Below are 15,065 nucleotides of genomic sequence, written 5' to 3' on the forward strand. Positions count from 1 at the left end.
TGATGGTGATTCTGATGGTGATTCTGATGGTGACTCTGACGGTGACTCTGACGGTGACTCTGACGGTGATTCTGATGATGACTCTGACGGTGACTCTGATGGTGATTCTGATGGTGATTCTGATGGTGATTCTGATGGTGACTCTGACGGTGACTCTGACGGTGACTCTGACGGTGATTCTGATGGTGATTCTGATGATGACTCTGACGGTGACTCTGATGGTGATTCTGATGGTGATTCTGATGGTGACTCTGATGGTGATTCTGATGGTGACTCTGATGGTGACTCTGACGGTGACTCTGACGACTCTAAAGGCAGCTCATCTCAATCGAGTCGCACTATTCGTTCTGAAATCCTTCGTTCCGTTCTACAAGCCCAAGCTGATGAAATTCAGCAAACGGTTTATGAACAACTTCTTGAGGATCTAAAAACGGAAGAGCGTACTAACCCCTCTGTTGACTTAAAGTCTAACTATGGTGACTCAATCGAGATTGATGTCCACGATGTTGCGGATCGGTTTGTATCAAACAATGGGCCGGCGCTCATTGAAAGTGCGAAAACCATTAGTAATCGCTTGCGATCACAGCTTATGTCTGCTGTCGAGGCGTCACGCTTTTCTCCTGAGAAAATAGGGCAGAGCGGTCGCTTAAAAACCAATCGACTTACGCGTCTAGCGTTTTCTGATGCGCGTGTTTTTTCCCGACGATCAAAAATTGAGGCGCCAAACACGGCGGTTCATTTACTCCTTGATCAATCGGGCTCAATGCACGATGACAAAGACAATGTGGCGGGTAGAAGCGCGTTGGCTATTGCCTTGGCGCTTGATGCAATTGACGGTGTTAAAGTCACTGCCTCGTCCTTTGGTACTCGCGATACATCCATTGTCGGCAACGATGATGATGTACGTCGGAAAGCCGGAGCGTTCTATAACGCGCCGTCTGGCTCAACGCCGATGACTGAAGCAATTTGGAAGTCACTGTACGCACTAAGTGGCAATCAAAAAGCGACACGTCATGTGATGATTGTACTCACCGATGGCGAGCCTGATGATGCTACCTCTGCGTATTCCGTCATTAAGCGCGCTGAACAAAGTGGAATTGAGATGATTGGTATTGGCATCTTAAATTCATCGGTCAACCGATTGTTTAATCGCAGCTTTGTGGTCAATACACTTGACGATCTAAGTGGCAATCTCTTTCGCGCCATGACTGACGTTTTAACGTCAGCAGCGTAAAGGAGTGAGTTATGAAACGATCTGTAGCTGTATATATCGACGCGGATAACATCAACGTTTCCTTAGCTAAGTCGGCCCTTCAACAACTTGAAGCGGTTGCCAAAATTAGGGAGATTAAGGTTTTTGCGAATTGGGCGGATCATCATGTTCCTGGAGCGTGGTTAAGTTTGTGTCGGCGTTGGAGAGTCAATCCTCAACACTGTCTTAAGCTAACCAACAAAGGGAAGAATGCGGCTGACATAGCGCTAGCTGTAACGGCTATATCTGATGCTCACTCGCCATATCGACCTGATGTGATGGCGTTATTCAGCAATGATGCTGACTTTGCACCGGTAGTATCTCGCCTTAGCGAGATGGATGTAGAGGTAGTTGGCGTTGGCAACGATAACGCGAGTTTACGTTATCGCCAACTCTGTGATTTTTGGCTCGATTTATCCGAACCAAACATCGCATAACCCATGAGGGACTTGATCTCTCTTTGGGGGTTGGTCCCTCTTTCAAAAGAGGCATTGTCATGTTTAACAACAACTATGACTTGTATCAGACTCGGGATGAGCAAATGAAAGCGCTCGATGATTTTTTCCCCGAGGACGAACTCGAATGCATCCGCTACAAAGTGCTCGTGAGTTCATTAGCAACCTTAGCTGACGCAAGGTGCTCTCAAGATATGCGCGAAGAGATTATGTCGTGGCTCGATAGTGATGAAGTTGAAGACGCTATCACTGGAACACCATTGCCATTTTCCTTTGTAAATGTTGTCGTAGAGCAGGGATTGATTCCCGGAATATTCCGAGACTTAATCCACGATTTCCTCAAACGTCACCAGTTTTTGTCGTTTGAGGATACGAGGGATTCGATTGAGTATAAAATTGATCGAGCTATTAACAATCTGAAGAATTCAAAAATGGACGATCTATTTGGATTTGAAGGATTTGCAGCGTAGCACAGTTCTTCGTAGTACCGTTGTTTCGAGCCTGTTTGTCTCCCTATTTAGGGAGAAGGCTCGTCACAGCGACATTAAGTTCCGCTCGAGCCGTAATGTCATCAACCTCTTTGTACTGTCGCCAGTATACCTTGTACCTGCTATCTACTTTCTCAATGTGAATGACACCCAACATGAGATTCTCAACTTCGAAATCGCGCGATACATTACCGACAGTTAATGACGCCGGCATCATTCTTAATGATTTCAGCGGCTTATCGCCAAAGCTGATCTCACTGATTTGCTCATACTCCAGGTAACCACTCCAATCCTGGTTGAAGCGTTCTTCCACCGTTTCCGGGACCGGATAGAGATAGATAAAGGGGTATTTCCCCAGTTCGTACATCCACCAGGATGTAAAGCTCAAAATGGTGACTAGCGTAGTAAAGATCAATGTTCTCATAATACTTGAAATCCAATTGACTTAATGGTTATATCAATAGTGTATGCATTAACTTTTAAATGCAAAATGTCTTAAACATAAAAAAGATCACATCGAGGTGTCATCTTTTTTGTGCTTCGGTACAAAAAAAGTGAGCTGACACAATCAGCATTAACTCAACCCATCGGGGACTTAATCCCTAATGGGGTTGCGTCCCCTTTTTTTTGGAGACGCAACATGAGCGAAACCATCATTTCTAAAATGAAAGACCTTAGCGATAGCATAGGTCTACCTTGTCATTACCGTGATGACCTGCGATTGGATTTTAATTCGATTCAAATGCATGGCCATTCCGCGCAATACATCTGGCTGTTACGCACCGCCGGAACAAACTTGTTTAAGCTGGGAATTGGTTTAGATCCTGAACCAATTAAGTATTATGTAGAGCGAAGCGGTCTTGAGTGCCACGCATTCTTGATCGATGTATCAGCCGGATCAGTCACACCGATCTCGAACGTTACAGCTGCTAACCTTGCTTCAAAAGCGCCCGTCCTGTCATTAACCATGACGCCATTGAATACCTTACTCAATGTTTTGGATTACGGCGTTAAGCATCAACTTTGGGGCCTGTTTGAACGCCCTAATATTGATGTGTGTCCCACCAAGCTTAATGAATGGCAACGTTACTTCTTGATCCAAGGCAATGAGCCCATGCTGGCGCTTTTTCAGCAGGTGCTTAACCACAAGGAGGTGCGTCATGCCTAAATACCAACGATTGCTCGTTCGAGCCCAGGCATTATCACTGATTCGTGATATACAGTGCCGAAAAGCTACACCAGATGCCCGGTTGAATTTAGCTAGAAATTTGAGCTACTACTTAGGTCGTCAGTATGAAAATGCGGATGTTAATCCTTTTCGAACCATCGAAGCGGATGACAAAATCGCTGATCTCATGCCGCACATGATTGAATCATTCAATCAAGGTGCTGGTGTTCAACTCTAACGTCTAACGCGTCGTTACTCACCCATTGGGGGCTTACCCCAATAGGGTTAGGCCTCCTTCTTTTTAAGGAGAGCCTATGGCTACTCAATCTAATCGTTTCCTTGATGCGCTTGAATTAGCGATGGATCTTACGCTTGAAAACTGTACGGAACATTCTTCCATTCAGGGTTCTGTGTGTGGTTCAACGTCCCTTGGGTTCGAGTTTTCGTGCGAACCTTCAATCGTCGACTCGATTCTCGCAGAGCAAATTGCGTCAGCAACGATGCTTGATCGCTTCGCGCTCATTACGGCGCGCTACTTCTATCGAGGATGTACTAACTCACTCAGTCAGTATCTTGATAACGACTATGACTTAACCTTTAGCTTCTCGGTTGAAGGTTCTGATGTCGATTGCGAATGTGCTGAAGATCAGTTTTCTACGCTAATTACTCATTGGCCGTTGAACGACGAGTATCCTCAGCTTAATCGTCTGGTTCGTTTTTTGTCTGTTGACCCGGTTCTCAGTCATGACGACTTTATCCGTCGTCAGTATCGTCTCATTCGTCAAAGTGTAGAAAGCTATTACGCTTCGCGCATTGAGAAGATCATACGCTGTTATGACACATTGAAGTCAGTGTGGCCAACCGATCCTATGTTTTACAAACGGACCATTGGCAACGTCACCGTTACATTCGAACAATCTAAGGATTGGCCTTGGATTGACTATCGCGACCCGTGTATCGACCCGGAGGATATTGCTTCCTGGTTTCTACATTTATCGGATCGAAATAGTCTTCAGTATTATGTCGGTGAAGTCTTTCTCAAGGTTCAAAACGATGGAGAAGAGAAAGTTGTAGCATGGTATACAACGGAAATTGAACAAGAGGGTGATTCATTTCGCCCGGATGAACATTTCCGAGACCTTGTGGGTGATCTCATTGCAGATTACCGACATTCATTAGTAGCTAATCAAGCTGCTTAACCCTCTGGGGGCTTACCCCAATCGGGTTGGGCCTCCAATTTTTTTTGGAGAACGCAAGATGTTTACTATTGATAAGGAAAAGATACTCCAGTCGATGCTGGATTTCATTCACAACGATGTAATGTGGGCGCAAGTTCAATTCAATGATGGCGTTGTGAAATCGTTAACCATTCATACTGCGTGGAGTGAACACGCTTTTGATGATGCGACCCTACCGGCCCCGTTTCAGTCGTTAACAGGTGTCGCAGCGAATCTTAAAGGCTTGTTTAACACGGCCGTTTTAGAATTCGACATTCATCAGCCGCAAGTCATGTTATGCGAGAAGGAGGCCGACAATGGGATTCTTTTCATATAACACCTGCGACACTAGCGAGTCCATCCCGGCTCCCGCTTCGTCGCGCTATGCAGCGCCGCGATTAGTCTACTTACCCACTGTCGAAGGCATTGGTGCAGTGAGCGGGTTCTATGATGGCTACGGTCGAATTGACGACACCGATGTTCATACTTGGCTAGCAATCGCTAACACAGGTATTGATAGCCGTGCTCTGGGAATCATCTTAGATTGCGGCACGAACTATCATCGTGAGACCGATACCTTCTGGGTCTGTGACTTCGCGTTCGACGAGGCGGAACGTAATTTGATCATTAACGGCCTGACTCAGTTTGCGAGTCATGTTCAGTTTTTTCCAGGTTACGATTCCCCTATCGATCACTTTGGCGATGCCAATATGAACCAACTCAAAGCCAAAGGCATCATCGAAGACTTCGATTTCGCCACGCAGCTCAAGCACCCGCTTAAGCTCAGCTTTGACCCGAACTGCGATTTTGATCGACACGGTGCTTCCACACCCTGTCGCTATCAAGGTTTCTTTTACGACTAGCGCCTGTGCGCCGAGATGTTCTATCTCAACCCATGGCGATCAGTGATACCAACCGGTGTCATTGATCCGCCCATGATTAAGCGCCTTTTAGCGCTTTCTATTCACTCTTTAGCGACAGGGGTGAATCGAAAGTGTTAACGGAATTTACCCTAGTGGTAATGATGCGAGCTGACGTATCTCAACTAACTCAGCACACACTTCGATCGGAGATCTGTGAACCTTCCGGTCGCACTGCTTAATGCAGTGATTCTTGGTTCGCTTCGTAACTATAAGGAGTACGATATATGTCTGACGATAATGTCATACACCAGTTAGATGAAGTCCTCGAGGCGGCCAAAGGTAATTGGCTGCATGTTCTTGCGGTCATATCACCTAACTTAATCGACGCGGTTGAACGCGTTGGTCGGCACGTCACTGACCCGGTAAACGGCACATCCAATGCTGCGGGTAAAGGCGATGGCTTTCGATTGTTTGATAACGCGGCCGAAACCGGCGGCGGGGTGAGCAATCGAGATGGTACTTTCGCCAGTGGTCTGTCATTGCTGGAATGGTCGACGGGTTCGTCAAAATACGATCTCATTAACGAGATCGGCGACGTACTTGGCTGCCAAGGAAAGCCGGCGCAAAGCGGTGTTCGACGATCTTCGTCGAAGTCCGTCTCAACCACGCTAGCAACACGGATAGCTGAGGCGACTGAGCGATCAAAAGCACAGTCTATTGCTCAGGAAAAACGGAAGAAGAAAGCGGCGGAATCGAATGAACGGTTGTGGCAGTCCTGCACCCCGATCACCGATGCAGTACCCACCCCGATCTTTGATTATGTGAACAATCGTGGCATGAAGCACATGGCCATGATGTACAAGCATGATCACATCCGTTATCACGATGCATTACCTTACTATCAGGAAGTTGACGGTAAAATACAGATTGTAGGGCGTCATCCAGCGATGGTTGCCGCCATTCGCGATGTCTTTGGCAGCGTGATTGCACTACATCGCACGTATTTGACCTTCGACGGTGCTAAGGCGGATGTTGAAATGGCTCGTAAGATGACCACGTTAAGTCGTGATTTTACGCCGTCAGCAGCGATTCAACTCGGCGGTTTAAGCGACGAGATTGGAATTGCTGAGGGGATTGAAACCGCTTGGGCAGCCATGTCGGTCTATCAATTACCAGTCTGGGCTAGGGTGACATCTAGCTTACTCCCATCGTTCCGTCCACCAGCGCGTGTACGGAAGGTTCATATCTTTGCGGATAAGGATCGTTCCAACGATGGTCAAAGCAAAGGAGCACGCTTGCGTGATGCACTGTTAGCCAGTGGTGTTGATGCCGAGCTCCATATTCCCGAGGGTCAGATTCGCGATGCTGCCAAGTCACTCGACTTTGCAGAAGTCTTGGATCGCTTCGGTGCGGGTGCATTTCCGTCGATCGATCTAATCGGTCGCCGATCTGTAGCCTAATAAGCCTCCCCCGCCTTGTGCAGGGGACGCTTTTTTCTTGAGCCTGACTCGATGTTAAACGATGACCAAAAATACACGACATAAATGTTGATAATCAACTTAATTGTCAATACAATCAATGATAAGTCAATTTTGACATGAGGCTTTAATAATGCGTCCAAAACACGAAATACAAGATGAAATCGACCTCATTTTTAGCGAGCTTGATAAGGTTAAAACTCACTTAGACGATCAGCTTGCTGCCGCCCAACACACTGCCACCCGTCGCCTTAACGCCATCTATGCGCTCGCGACCTCTTTAAGTGATGAAGTATCGTCCCCCCGAGTCGCACCGATTAAGTCTAATCACTTACGCGTTGTTCGATAGTTTTTCAATACCGGCTCATAGACTCTCTCTCTTTTTCGGTATTGCCTTTAGCGACAGTTATGTCGCTTTTTTTTGCCTAGCGTGGGGTGGGGTTGGCGGCATACAACTGTGCCGCGATCGCTGAGAAGCTGGTGGCGGGGTAGCGTAGTCGAATCACCCGAATCAAGATATTGCTGGCGATGGCGGCCTCCTCGAACGGAATAGGCAGTGCTGCGAAGGGCTCTCCGTGTTGAGAGCAGCTTAGATACAGATGCTTCTCCTGTCTCACCAGGCGCATTTGCTTACCCTCGCGCACCACTTTCAATTCATCGCGATAGCCTAACCAAACACCCAGTAGCCCGTACACCTCACTGGTGCTTAATCTAAAGGAAAGCTTTTCTCCCCACGCGTAGGAGGCCAATCCCTTTCCATAAGCTATTTCAAACAACGCGCAGCCCTCTGACTGGCCTTGCGGCAGCTCCTCAATGATCGCGGCGGCTTTCGTGCCGAAAAAACGGTGTTTATCGAGCGCTGTTAACTTGTTCATATCCCACCATCCCCCTCGTGTTATCGCTTTTGACTATTTCTTACCCCGTACCTGTGTTTCACACTGGTAGTTGATCAGGGCACAGCGCGCCTCGAATTGTCGCAGTTCCCCTTTCGCACTTGAGAGGTTCCCCCGCTCAAGCGCTCTTTGAAGCCCTTCGCTACTTGGGATGGCGTCGATCCCGAGGGCTATTGACCAGGTATTAACGACCTCTCGCCAACGTTGATAGAGGGGATAGGCCTGTTCGACACAAAACTGAATATGCTGATCCTGCATTGCCATGTGTGGGCGTTGCGTTTGCCAGCGCTCGATAATTTCAGCATTAAATTCACTCACTGCAATGAGCCAGTAGTCGGAATCCATCATATCGACCATCAACGTGAGTACGGCGGTTGCTCGCTGGTGTTCGAATTGGCTGATTAGCGTTGTTTTCATATCTTTAGTGTTCTCAGTTGTTTTTATCTCAAATATCGGTGCAATCGCAGAGCCGTAGACCAAGGCTCCGTACTGACCTTTGCATCGTCGCGTTGAGCGCGCAGGGTCGGATTCTCTTCATCGGGCTTCTCACGGTGAATGACATCACCGGGCGTTCGGAGGGTGAATAGGGGGCCTGACACGACTTTCTGAGAGCGTTCTGCCTCCTTTCCTGACCCTATTTTTAAGTTGAGTCGCAGTGAGTAGCGAGCGCGATCCACGCGAGCGAAGTGCGTATCGGCGCAGTGATTAAGTTGATCGTTGAGCACTGCGCGGGTTTCCTCGGATAACTGGTTGGCGCTGTCGTTAATGAGCGCGAAGACCGCTTGGCGGTCGAGGCGTTTAACGGTTCGGTTGGCGCCGGACCAACTAAAACTTGCCAGGTGGATACCCGGCTCGATCATTCCCACCATCCGGTAGCACCGAGCCAGATCAAGGTCATTGTCCTGTTGTCGTCGTCGAATGGTGTCAAATAGGGTGTGTCCATCCGGCTGTGATTTAATTTTACTGACGGTGTTTTTAAAATCCATCTTCACGTCATTAAGCCGATGAAGCTGCTCTAGGGTGTCTACGTCACACTCAATGATGGCGCCCAGACAGGATTCCCGATGGGTGTCCCGAGTCAGTGACGTGGTGGCGGCGATCGCGTCATCAATATCCCACTTTCTCGCAACCGGGGCGACGAGCATCAGCTCCCCGCGCCGAGCGGCACAGGTCAATCGATCGTGAGTGACGTTAGCGACGTGGCTTAAGTCCCCCACACGCTGAGCAAACAGTTCAAAGTAATCCATGTAACGACCTTAACATTTACATTGTAAAAGTAAAAATAAATGATAGCACAACAATACATATTATACCACGACAGACCATCATATCACGCTCAATACTACCCCGTGCCTGGATCGAATACCCTTAATAAGCCTTCCTAAACCTTGCGAACCCTATGCTCACGCGGGGCGTGAGGGGGGGCACACAGGTGGGGTTACGTGTCGTGCCGCTTGGCTTGGTCTGTCGTGGTATAATATTATTGGTTTTTAGCGTGTTGGTTCGGGTGTGAACTCCCAGAGCCGATCCGCGATACTTAAACTGAACTCCGTGTATTGAGTGCCCCAGTGCTTTATGAGTCGCGCTTGCACCGTTCTGTACGCATCGCCTGGGCTTGTCGCTTCCACCTTCTCATACACCGCGCAGGTTGTTGCCTCACCCAAGCTGACTTGCCCCGTGACAATGTACCACTCTTTGATCGCTACCGACTCCGCTCGATAGCCCTGGTGCGCCTCCGCACCCATAACGGCCTCGAGGAGCGCCGCCTTCTTCGCGTCGTCCAACGCCTTAATGACTCCATCCGTCACTGTCCTCGCATCGCCAGCTTCCTCGCTGTCGGTATAGTAATCCTTTACCTCGTCACCGAAATGGCGCAGCAAAGCCGCTATCGCACTAGCGCGGTCGCTAAATACCCCCAGCACCTCGTAGTCCCACTGGTAAACATCGCCCGCCTCCGACCACACCGAGACAACGGCGGGGAAGGGCGTTAGCATGAATTGAGAATGTTCGTTCGTCTTACTCTGTGACATGACTGATCTCCGGTTGATGAGAGATCAGTCTATCGTCCTCGCTAGTAATGCAAGTTGGCTCGCGCTAGGCCGTTGATGCGTGACCACTACCAACGAAATCCGCATGGTATCGCCCATAGGACTGCACCCGAAGTCGGCGTTCGATGTCGGCAATCAAACCAAATATGTCGGGGCTTACCCGGTGAGGAAAGTCCTTCACCAAACCCTCCATGGTCTTAGTAATATGCGGTGATTGAACATTCAAAATTGGCATTCCCTGGAGCGTCTGCTCCTTATCATTCAGGCCAAAGCGATATTGACAGCGATCGCCCATCAAGGTGTGCCGAACCTCGTAGGCCCACCCCAAAATAACTTCGGACAAATCGAAGTTAAGCGCTTCAACCTCGTCACTCAGGCTATGAAGGTCTCGGTAGAAGCTTTCCCAAACAGGTTGCGTTGTCCAGATAATCATTCCGGAGTTGGGTTTGACGGTGTTGAGTTCCGCATACCCGTAGGCCTGCGACATGTCGGTGCAATAGACCGACAGCGCCTCCGTCTTTACGAGCAATGAAAGGCCTGCGTCGGGGCTGAGGCGTTCCGCATCGGGGTCCTCGCTCTTCGCTTTGAAGTGATCGAAATTGGCCCAGCCTAGACTGATCGCCATGGCGTTGAGTGATTGCGCGTGGGATAGCGTGAGCTCGTGTCGAGCGGTAAGGTGGTTTTTCAGTGCTTTGGCACAGGCACTCAGCTGCTTTCGCGCCAAATTAATCGGTGTGGTCATCGTAAATTTCCCTTGTTTAGCAAGTCTTTCGATTGACGCTTTATCGACAAACTTTAACAATTGAAATCACTGTTTTATTGCCGTGTGGTAGTACAAAGGCCTGTGGTTTAGCAACGTGCGTCGAGCCAGGTTCAGGCGACCTCATCACATACTATCAGTCGAACGAGTATTTTCAAGCGCCGCCGAGTTTGTTACATTGACTTTTCACAGGGAGTGTTAACGATGTACACCTTCACCTTACTTCTGGACAGTATTACCCCGCGAAAAGTGCGATTTATGTTCGCCCGGATGAGGTATGAGCGAATGATCGAAGAGGCTACGGAATACTGGCAGCCGATTGAAGTGCTTGGGAACTTCACCAAGGCCGAGCAAGGCGTCCAAACGGCCCATTACTTTGCGCTACAACACTTGCTCCAGTTCCACCAAGCCCTGCCTAACTACAATCAGGTCCAGCCCGAGCTGGTACACATCTACACCAATTTTCCCGTGGACACCGCGTTGCCGCGCTCGCCCGCACTCCAGCCCATTCGAGACTACTTTTATGCGGCGCGACGGTATCACTACCACCTAATTTCCGCTGTCGTTGACGAAACCCTGGGTAATTTCCGCGCGTCCATTTCCTTAAGGGTGGACAAACTTCCCTATCAGCCCGTTTGCTATGTACTGAATGATATGATTGGCTGGTTGAGTGTTCACCACGATGCCGTTCCGCCTTTTATTGACGCTCGCCGAAAACTAATGCGAGAGTCGGGCGCATCGCCAGAGGCGATCAAACGCAAGACATCCTTTTGGCCTGCGCTCATCGCCCCTATTGTCGGCGGAAAAGTGACGGAGTTACCCCGCGATCAGATTAATCACCGGCTCGAACCGGGCGAACATTTGTTTTATACCCCGTCAGGGCACTACCTGATCATTAACGTTGACGTTAGTCGAAGGCTACCACCTGTCGTTACGCGTATAGGCTATAGCCATCTCTTTCGCAATCCCAGCCTATCGTTCGCCCCGATCCCCCCGAGGGAACGCTTCCCGCGTAATCTTGATTATAATTTTTTCTACTTACCGACGCTGAAAATGCACATCGAGGAAATTGTAGGGAGACACCAACTGCTCGCGTCTCCGGACTGGTCAAAAAATCGTTCCGTCTATATCGTTAATCACGCTCACAAGAGCTACACCAAAGGCGTGTCGCTGGAAGACAATCCGCTTCGTGTGCTGTGTGTTCGTCCTGACGAGGGGGTGTATGAATTTGATAACGAAGACGGTGAGCCACTACTTCAAGGGCAATTCAATTGCTGTTACCTGATGCTTCGTGCCCTCATTCAGCACGACCCCGGTAAAATCACGGTTTATGTGCCCGCTTTAAAGTATTGGCAAATTGCCTTAACCAAAGCCAGCGTGGTGAATTTACTCAAGCAGAATCCGCAGGTAGAAGTGCGCGTTCAAACCATTAGATCGCGCTTTAAGACCCGCCGAGAAGCCAATAACGCCGACGTTATCGTTATTCCGTATCAAAAAGACTTTGAAATGACGGTGGCGTAATGTGCCATTCGACAAAAAACACCAACCCTTTTGTTTAGCTTTACTGGTTTGTTAGCAAGTCCAGGTTAGTTCAGCTCATACTCCAAAAAAAAATTCCATTCATCGATTGCATCGTTTGCTGCGTTTCGATGTCTATCTGCTTCGTCATTTTGTTCCTCGACAAAATCAGTAATACATCTCCTGTAACTTTGAACATCGTTATTGAATCGATCAAGTTCCCACTGCGAATTAAATTGATAGGGTTTAAATGGCTTGCTGCAAGCATGACTTGGTGTGAACATATCTGCCAGAGCTGGAAGAGAGATCAATCCCACCACCGCCATAATTCCCGCTATTTTAAAGGTCATGACTTCGAACTCCTTGAGTTATGACTAACTTGTTAAGCCGATTTAGCCAACTTTACAATATTTATCAGTTTGTGTTCTCTCGGGAGCTCCACGTCTTGATAGCCATTTTTTCCATAGAATCGGATCGTAACGCTCTCATAATTCGCGTTCGCTATTTTTTCTGCGTCCTCAATACTAATGACGTCGCTAATTCGTTCAACTTTCTCATGCTCTCTGGCAACGTCATTGTAGTATCCAACTTGGCGATCAACCCTCCCAGACACTTTAGTCACCAACTCGCTACCGATATATATTTCAGCACTTTCAACAAATGACCAACTGCTGTAGAGGTTTGTAGAGAAAACGTCGATATAAATAGTATTCGATCCACTTACCCATCTGTACTGAATAGTACGAGTCTCGCTGCCATTGATACTTAGGAACACATTCATATCACTAGCCGTTGCTTCAACTCGACCTTTGATCTTGTCATACGAGCATGATATGGGCTCGCAATTTGTTGAAAGCTCTAATTCATTTATCCCGCTTCCTTGACTCATTTGGGCGTAGTCATTAACGGCGCAACCTGTAAGGGTCGCAACAACCAAAGGTAAAATTAGTTTCTTCATATTTGTCTCTTTCTCCAATTTCGAATGATCGGCATCTCACAGCCTTCACGAGTTTTGTTTTTTATACCTCGGTATCAATCTTTACTTCGGCCACACATAGACTATCAGTTATCACTCACAGTAAATATCGAAATCTGATCCGTCAGGGTAGGTGTTTGATCCGTTGATAAAATTACCCAACAATACACGAGCTATCTTAGTCGTCCGTGTGATTATTTTCGGGAAACGTCCCCTCAAAGCTCAACACCACTACAATGGTTTCGGTCATAACATCGCGAGTCTCGTAGGACCAAGTGTACGCATAGCCTGACGACGCTCTGCCGGATATTTGGAACCACGACTTGTCGAAGTCCCAGCGCTCACCTGACTCAATTTCCCATTGCGTACTCAGCCAATCTCTCACCTCAGATTTCGAGCCTTCTTCGACGATATTTTGCGGTATCGAAGCGACCAGGTTATTCAGCTTACGGTCTTCGTTGTAGCGCTCTAATACCGGTGGCGCACACCAGATAAAGAACACCACCACACTCAGTTTAATAATTCGACCCCAGCTCAACAAACCAATCATCCTTGCTCACACCTTAAAAATCCATCTTACCCCGATCATACTACGTATTTTTGCGCCACTCTGCCCCAAATGGGCAGACTCAGCGCGATATTTCTTATCTCAAGTCGAGATAATACCCCTAACTACCAAGGAGCTAAATTATGCTAACAGGATTATTTATCGATGCGTTTGTTTTGCAACTCGATGTGGGTTACGAGATGTCAGAGGTTGATTGGAATATCGCTGGACTACCGCAATATGCTGAGTCCCCCAACGTTTTATCTGAGCTTACCTTTCGCGACATGGACTCCCCGGCCCTCAATGTTCACATTAACGGCATGAAACTACTGTCCGAAGATTGGGCCGCTATCGTCGAGCTTTCCTACCTCAAGACCATGCCGCCGGAGGGCACCGTACAAGATAGCGACTATGACCTGAATGACCGCGAGGGCGAGTTTTCTCGTTCTTACTCTGACATCGACGGGAACGATCGAAACAGCTGGTCCATTTCTGGCGGCGTTAAAACCCGCTGGCTAGGCTCAGTCGGGCATTACGCCAGCGCCAGCGTTGGCTTTAGCCACGATACCTGGGATATGCAGATGGTCAACGGCTACCAGTCTGTTCTGACCGACGAATTCGGGAACCCCGACCCAAGGTTCATTGGCCCGTTCCCAGGTCTCGATGCGCGATACCAAGCCGAATTTAGCGGCGTCTTTTTCAAACTCTCAACGGAACATCAACTTGGCAGTACGTTTTTAGGTATTTCCGCCAAGTATCATTCACACCTTCGCTTCGATGGGGAAGGGGAGTGGAACCTGCGCCAAAATCTACGTCAGCCAAAAAGCTTCACTCACGAGGCCAATGGTACGGGCTTCACCGCCACAATCGATTGGACCATCCCCATCACGTCAGCCATTGACACGTTTGTGCGCGCCAATTACCAGTCTCTCTCAGCGTCTGATGGGGTAGATCAGACCTTTGTCATCGACGACCTCGCGTCGCAGGGATACGTCACCTATTTAACCCCCCTCAACGAGGCCAACGCAGAAGCCACCTCGCTCTGGGTGGGTCTTCGATACAATTTTTAACCGGGAGAAACAAGATGAGCCTCATGGATATGATTACCGGCAAGGATTCGGAGTCGGTATTAGCATTTGAAGAAGTAAAGACGTCAACTCAGAAACGCCTCAAGAAGCCGGTTCACCACACGCGCGCTCGCGTTGAAGGCGGCTGGATTTATAACTCGTTTCAAGACGGGGAGCTAAAAACCACCGTATTTTGTCCCGATGCAGCGCATCCCCCGCAACCCAACCAACCCGCCGCTGTCCGCCATGACGCTGACGTAGCCTCTCCCCCCGAGCAAAACGAATCTAACATTCCCTTCGATGAATCACGCGTAATCCGTTAATGGCTGACTTTA

The 15,065-nt window shown here is 48.6% G+C and carries 22 protein-coding genes; 13 read left to right on the top strand and 9 right to left on the bottom strand.

Annotated features, from left to right (window positions below):
- The 3 genes from Q0698_RS11010 to Q0698_RS11020 all read left to right on the top strand — a co-directional run.
- Positions 1-1,234 (top strand): vWA domain-containing protein (locus Q0698_RS11010; protein WP_298636628.1); only part of this gene is annotated, 1,234 nt, incomplete at its 5' end.
- 11 nt (positions 1,235-1,245) lie between these two features.
- The gene (locus Q0698_RS11015; protein WP_298636630.1) at positions 1,246-1,689 is read left to right on the top strand and encodes an NYN domain-containing protein; all 444 of its coding nucleotides are present in this window, start codon (positions 1,246-1,248) and stop codon (positions 1,687-1,689) included.
- Positions 1,690-1,748: 59 nt separating this feature from the next.
- Positions 1,749-2,177 carry a hypothetical protein gene (locus tag Q0698_RS11020; protein ID WP_298636632.1) on the top strand — a complete coding sequence of 143 codons (429 nt, stop codon included), beginning with the start codon at positions 1,749-1,751 and terminating at the stop codon, positions 2,175-2,177.
- A 43-nt stretch (positions 2,178-2,220) separates the two neighbouring features.
- Here Q0698_RS11020 and Q0698_RS11025 read toward each other — a convergent pair whose 3' ends face one another.
- On the bottom strand, positions 2,221-2,619 hold the full coding sequence (locus Q0698_RS11025; RefSeq protein ID WP_298636634.1) for a hypothetical protein: 399 nt from the start codon (positions 2,617-2,619) through the stop codon (positions 2,221-2,223).
- Between the two features lie 216 nt (positions 2,620-2,835).
- On the opposite strand from Q0698_RS11025, the gene Q0698_RS11030 reads away from it, so the two are divergent.
- The 7 genes from Q0698_RS11030 to Q0698_RS11060 all read left to right on the top strand — a co-directional run bounded on the left by Q0698_RS11030 (position 2,836) and on the right by Q0698_RS11060 (position 7,270).
- Entirely contained in the window at positions 2,836-3,363 is a 528-nt protein-coding gene (locus Q0698_RS11030) for a hypothetical protein (protein WP_298636637.1), read from the top strand.
- A complete protein-coding gene (locus Q0698_RS11035; RefSeq protein ID WP_298636639.1) occupies positions 3,356-3,601 on the top strand; it encodes a hypothetical protein in 246 nt (81 codons plus the stop codon). The genes Q0698_RS11030 and Q0698_RS11035 overlap by 8 nt, the downstream gene beginning before the upstream one ends.
- Positions 3,602-3,677: 76 nt before the next feature.
- On the top strand, positions 3,678-4,562 hold the full coding sequence (locus Q0698_RS11040) for a hypothetical protein (protein ID WP_298636640.1): 885 nt from the start codon (positions 3,678-3,680) through the stop codon (positions 4,560-4,562).
- A 58-nt stretch (positions 4,563-4,620) separates the two neighbouring features.
- On the top strand, positions 4,621-4,917 hold the full coding sequence (locus Q0698_RS11045) for a hypothetical protein (protein ID WP_298636641.1): 297 nt from the start codon (positions 4,621-4,623) through the stop codon (positions 4,915-4,917).
- The gene (locus Q0698_RS11050) at positions 4,898-5,443 is read left to right on the top strand and encodes a hypothetical protein (protein ID WP_298636652.1); all 546 of its coding nucleotides are present in this window, start codon (positions 4,898-4,900) and stop codon (positions 5,441-5,443) included. The genes Q0698_RS11045 and Q0698_RS11050 overlap by 20 nt, the downstream gene beginning before the upstream one ends.
- 284 nt (positions 5,444-5,727) lie before the next feature.
- Entirely contained in the window at positions 5,728-6,903 is a 1,176-nt protein-coding gene (locus Q0698_RS11055) for a toprim domain-containing protein (RefSeq protein ID WP_298636654.1), read from the top strand.
- Positions 6,904-7,054: 151 nt separating this feature from the next.
- Entirely contained in the window at positions 7,055-7,270 is a 216-nt protein-coding gene (locus Q0698_RS11060) for a hypothetical protein (RefSeq protein WP_298636656.1), read from the top strand.
- Positions 7,271-7,346: 76 nt separating this feature from the next.
- On the opposite strand, the gene Q0698_RS11065 is transcribed toward Q0698_RS11060, so the two are convergent.
- The 5 genes from Q0698_RS11065 to Q0698_RS11085 form a co-directional block, all read right to left on the bottom strand.
- A complete protein-coding gene (locus Q0698_RS11065) occupies positions 7,347-7,796 on the bottom strand; it encodes a hypothetical protein (protein ID WP_298636657.1) in 450 nt (149 codons plus the stop codon).
- 33 nt (positions 7,797-7,829) lie between these two features.
- A complete protein-coding gene (locus Q0698_RS11070) occupies positions 7,830-8,231 on the bottom strand; it encodes a hypothetical protein (RefSeq protein WP_298636658.1) in 402 nt (133 codons plus the stop codon).
- Positions 8,232-8,254: 23 nt separating this feature from the next.
- Positions 8,255-9,061 (bottom strand): hypothetical protein, encoded by an 807-nt coding sequence (locus Q0698_RS11075; protein WP_298636660.1) that lies wholly within the window; start codon positions 9,059-9,061, stop codon positions 8,255-8,257.
- 243 nt (positions 9,062-9,304) lie between these two features.
- The gene (locus tag Q0698_RS11080; RefSeq protein ID WP_298636662.1) at positions 9,305-9,844 is read right to left on the bottom strand and encodes a hypothetical protein; all 540 of its coding nucleotides are present in this window, start codon (positions 9,842-9,844) and stop codon (positions 9,305-9,307) included.
- Positions 9,845-9,908: 64 nt separating this feature from the next.
- Positions 9,909-10,604: a hypothetical protein gene (locus Q0698_RS11085; RefSeq protein ID WP_298636664.1), complete on the bottom strand. Its 696-nt coding sequence runs from the start codon at positions 10,602-10,604 to the stop codon at positions 9,909-9,911.
- Between the two features lie 222 nt (positions 10,605-10,826).
- Between Q0698_RS11085 and Q0698_RS11090 the strand changes: the two genes are divergently transcribed.
- Positions 10,827-12,143, top strand: coding sequence for a hypothetical protein (locus tag Q0698_RS11090; RefSeq protein ID WP_298636666.1), 1,317 nt, complete (start codon positions 10,827-10,829; stop codon positions 12,141-12,143).
- A gap of 65 nt (positions 12,144-12,208) precedes the next feature.
- Here Q0698_RS11090 and Q0698_RS11095 read toward each other — a convergent pair whose 3' ends face one another.
- From Q0698_RS11095 to Q0698_RS11105, 3 genes are all read right to left on the bottom strand, one after another.
- Positions 12,209-12,490, bottom strand: coding sequence for a hypothetical protein (locus tag Q0698_RS11095; protein WP_298636668.1), 282 nt, complete (start codon positions 12,488-12,490; stop codon positions 12,209-12,211).
- Positions 12,491-12,522: 32 nt separating this feature from the next.
- Positions 12,523-13,098, bottom strand: a complete 576-nt coding sequence (locus Q0698_RS11100) for a hypothetical protein (protein WP_298636670.1) — start codon at positions 13,096-13,098, stop codon at positions 12,523-12,525.
- 196 nt (positions 13,099-13,294) lie between these two features.
- Positions 13,295-13,666, bottom strand: coding sequence for a hypothetical protein (locus Q0698_RS11105; RefSeq protein ID WP_298636672.1), 372 nt, complete (start codon positions 13,664-13,666; stop codon positions 13,295-13,297).
- Positions 13,667-13,806: 140 nt separating this feature from the next.
- Here Q0698_RS11105 and Q0698_RS11110 point away from each other — a divergent pair, with 140 nt between their 5' ends.
- Both Q0698_RS11110 and Q0698_RS11115 read left to right on the top strand, forming a co-directional pair.
- Positions 13,807-14,733, top strand: a complete 927-nt coding sequence (locus Q0698_RS11110; RefSeq protein WP_298636673.1) for a hypothetical protein — start codon at positions 13,807-13,809, stop codon at positions 14,731-14,733.
- Between the two features lie 14 nt (positions 14,734-14,747).
- On the top strand, positions 14,748-15,053 hold the full coding sequence (locus tag Q0698_RS11115) for a hypothetical protein (RefSeq protein ID WP_298636675.1): 306 nt from the start codon (positions 14,748-14,750) through the stop codon (positions 15,051-15,053).
- The last annotated feature ends 12 nt before the right edge of the window (positions 15,054-15,065 follow it).

This window comes from uncultured Umboniibacter sp. (assembly GCF_947497555.1).
Lineage (GTDB): Bacteria > Pseudomonadota > Gammaproteobacteria > Pseudomonadales > DSM-25080 > Umboniibacter.

What these genes read in the sequence shown, in the direction of transcription:
- Q0698_RS11015 (WP_298636630.1), top strand. Translation starts at nt 1,246, where the DNA reads ATGAAACGATCTGTAGCTGTATATATCGACGCGGATAACATCAACGTT.
- Q0698_RS11020 (WP_298636632.1), top strand. Translation starts at nt 1,749, where the DNA reads ATGTTTAACAACAACTATGACTTGTATCAGACTCGGGATGAGCAAATG.
- Q0698_RS11025 (WP_298636634.1), bottom strand. Translation starts at nt 2,619, where the DNA reads ATGAGAACATTGATCTTTACTACGCTAGTCACCATTTTGAGCTTTACA.
- Q0698_RS11030 (WP_298636637.1), top strand. Translation starts at nt 2,836, where the DNA reads ATGAGCGAAACCATCATTTCTAAAATGAAAGACCTTAGCGATAGCATA.
- Q0698_RS11035 (WP_298636639.1), top strand. Translation starts at nt 3,356, where the DNA reads ATGCCTAAATACCAACGATTGCTCGTTCGAGCCCAGGCATTATCACTG.
- Q0698_RS11040 (WP_298636640.1), top strand. Translation starts at nt 3,678, where the DNA reads ATGGCTACTCAATCTAATCGTTTCCTTGATGCGCTTGAATTAGCGATG.
- Q0698_RS11045 (WP_298636641.1), top strand. Translation starts at nt 4,621, where the DNA reads ATGTTTACTATTGATAAGGAAAAGATACTCCAGTCGATGCTGGATTTC.
- Q0698_RS11050 (WP_298636652.1), top strand. Translation starts at nt 4,898, where the DNA reads ATGGGATTCTTTTCATATAACACCTGCGACACTAGCGAGTCCATCCCG.
- Q0698_RS11055 (WP_298636654.1), top strand. Translation starts at nt 5,728, where the DNA reads ATGTCTGACGATAATGTCATACACCAGTTAGATGAAGTCCTCGAGGCG.
- Q0698_RS11060 (WP_298636656.1), top strand. Translation starts at nt 7,055, where the DNA reads ATGCGTCCAAAACACGAAATACAAGATGAAATCGACCTCATTTTTAGC.
- Q0698_RS11065 (WP_298636657.1), bottom strand. Translation starts at nt 7,796, where the DNA reads ATGAACAAGTTAACAGCGCTCGATAAACACCGTTTTTTCGGCACGAAA.
- Q0698_RS11070 (WP_298636658.1), bottom strand. Translation starts at nt 8,231, where the DNA reads ATGAAAACAACGCTAATCAGCCAATTCGAACACCAGCGAGCAACCGCC.
- Q0698_RS11075 (WP_298636660.1), bottom strand. Translation starts at nt 9,061, where the DNA reads ATGGATTACTTTGAACTGTTTGCTCAGCGTGTGGGGGACTTAAGCCAC.
- Q0698_RS11080 (WP_298636662.1), bottom strand. Translation starts at nt 9,844, where the DNA reads ATGTCACAGAGTAAGACGAACGAACATTCTCAATTCATGCTAACGCCC.
- Q0698_RS11085 (WP_298636664.1), bottom strand. Translation starts at nt 10,604, where the DNA reads ATGACCACACCGATTAATTTGGCGCGAAAGCAGCTGAGTGCCTGTGCC.
- Q0698_RS11090 (WP_298636666.1), top strand. Translation starts at nt 10,827, where the DNA reads ATGTACACCTTCACCTTACTTCTGGACAGTATTACCCCGCGAAAAGTG.
- Q0698_RS11095 (WP_298636668.1), bottom strand. Translation starts at nt 12,490, where the DNA reads ATGACCTTTAAAATAGCGGGAATTATGGCGGTGGTGGGATTGATCTCT.
- Q0698_RS11100 (WP_298636670.1), bottom strand. Translation starts at nt 13,098, where the DNA reads ATGAAGAAACTAATTTTACCTTTGGTTGTTGCGACCCTTACAGGTTGC.
- Q0698_RS11105 (WP_298636672.1), bottom strand. Translation starts at nt 13,666, where the DNA reads ATGATTGGTTTGTTGAGCTGGGGTCGAATTATTAAACTGAGTGTGGTG.
- Q0698_RS11110 (WP_298636673.1), top strand. Translation starts at nt 13,807, where the DNA reads ATGCTAACAGGATTATTTATCGATGCGTTTGTTTTGCAACTCGATGTG.
- Q0698_RS11115 (WP_298636675.1), top strand. Translation starts at nt 14,748, where the DNA reads ATGAGCCTCATGGATATGATTACCGGCAAGGATTCGGAGTCGGTATTA.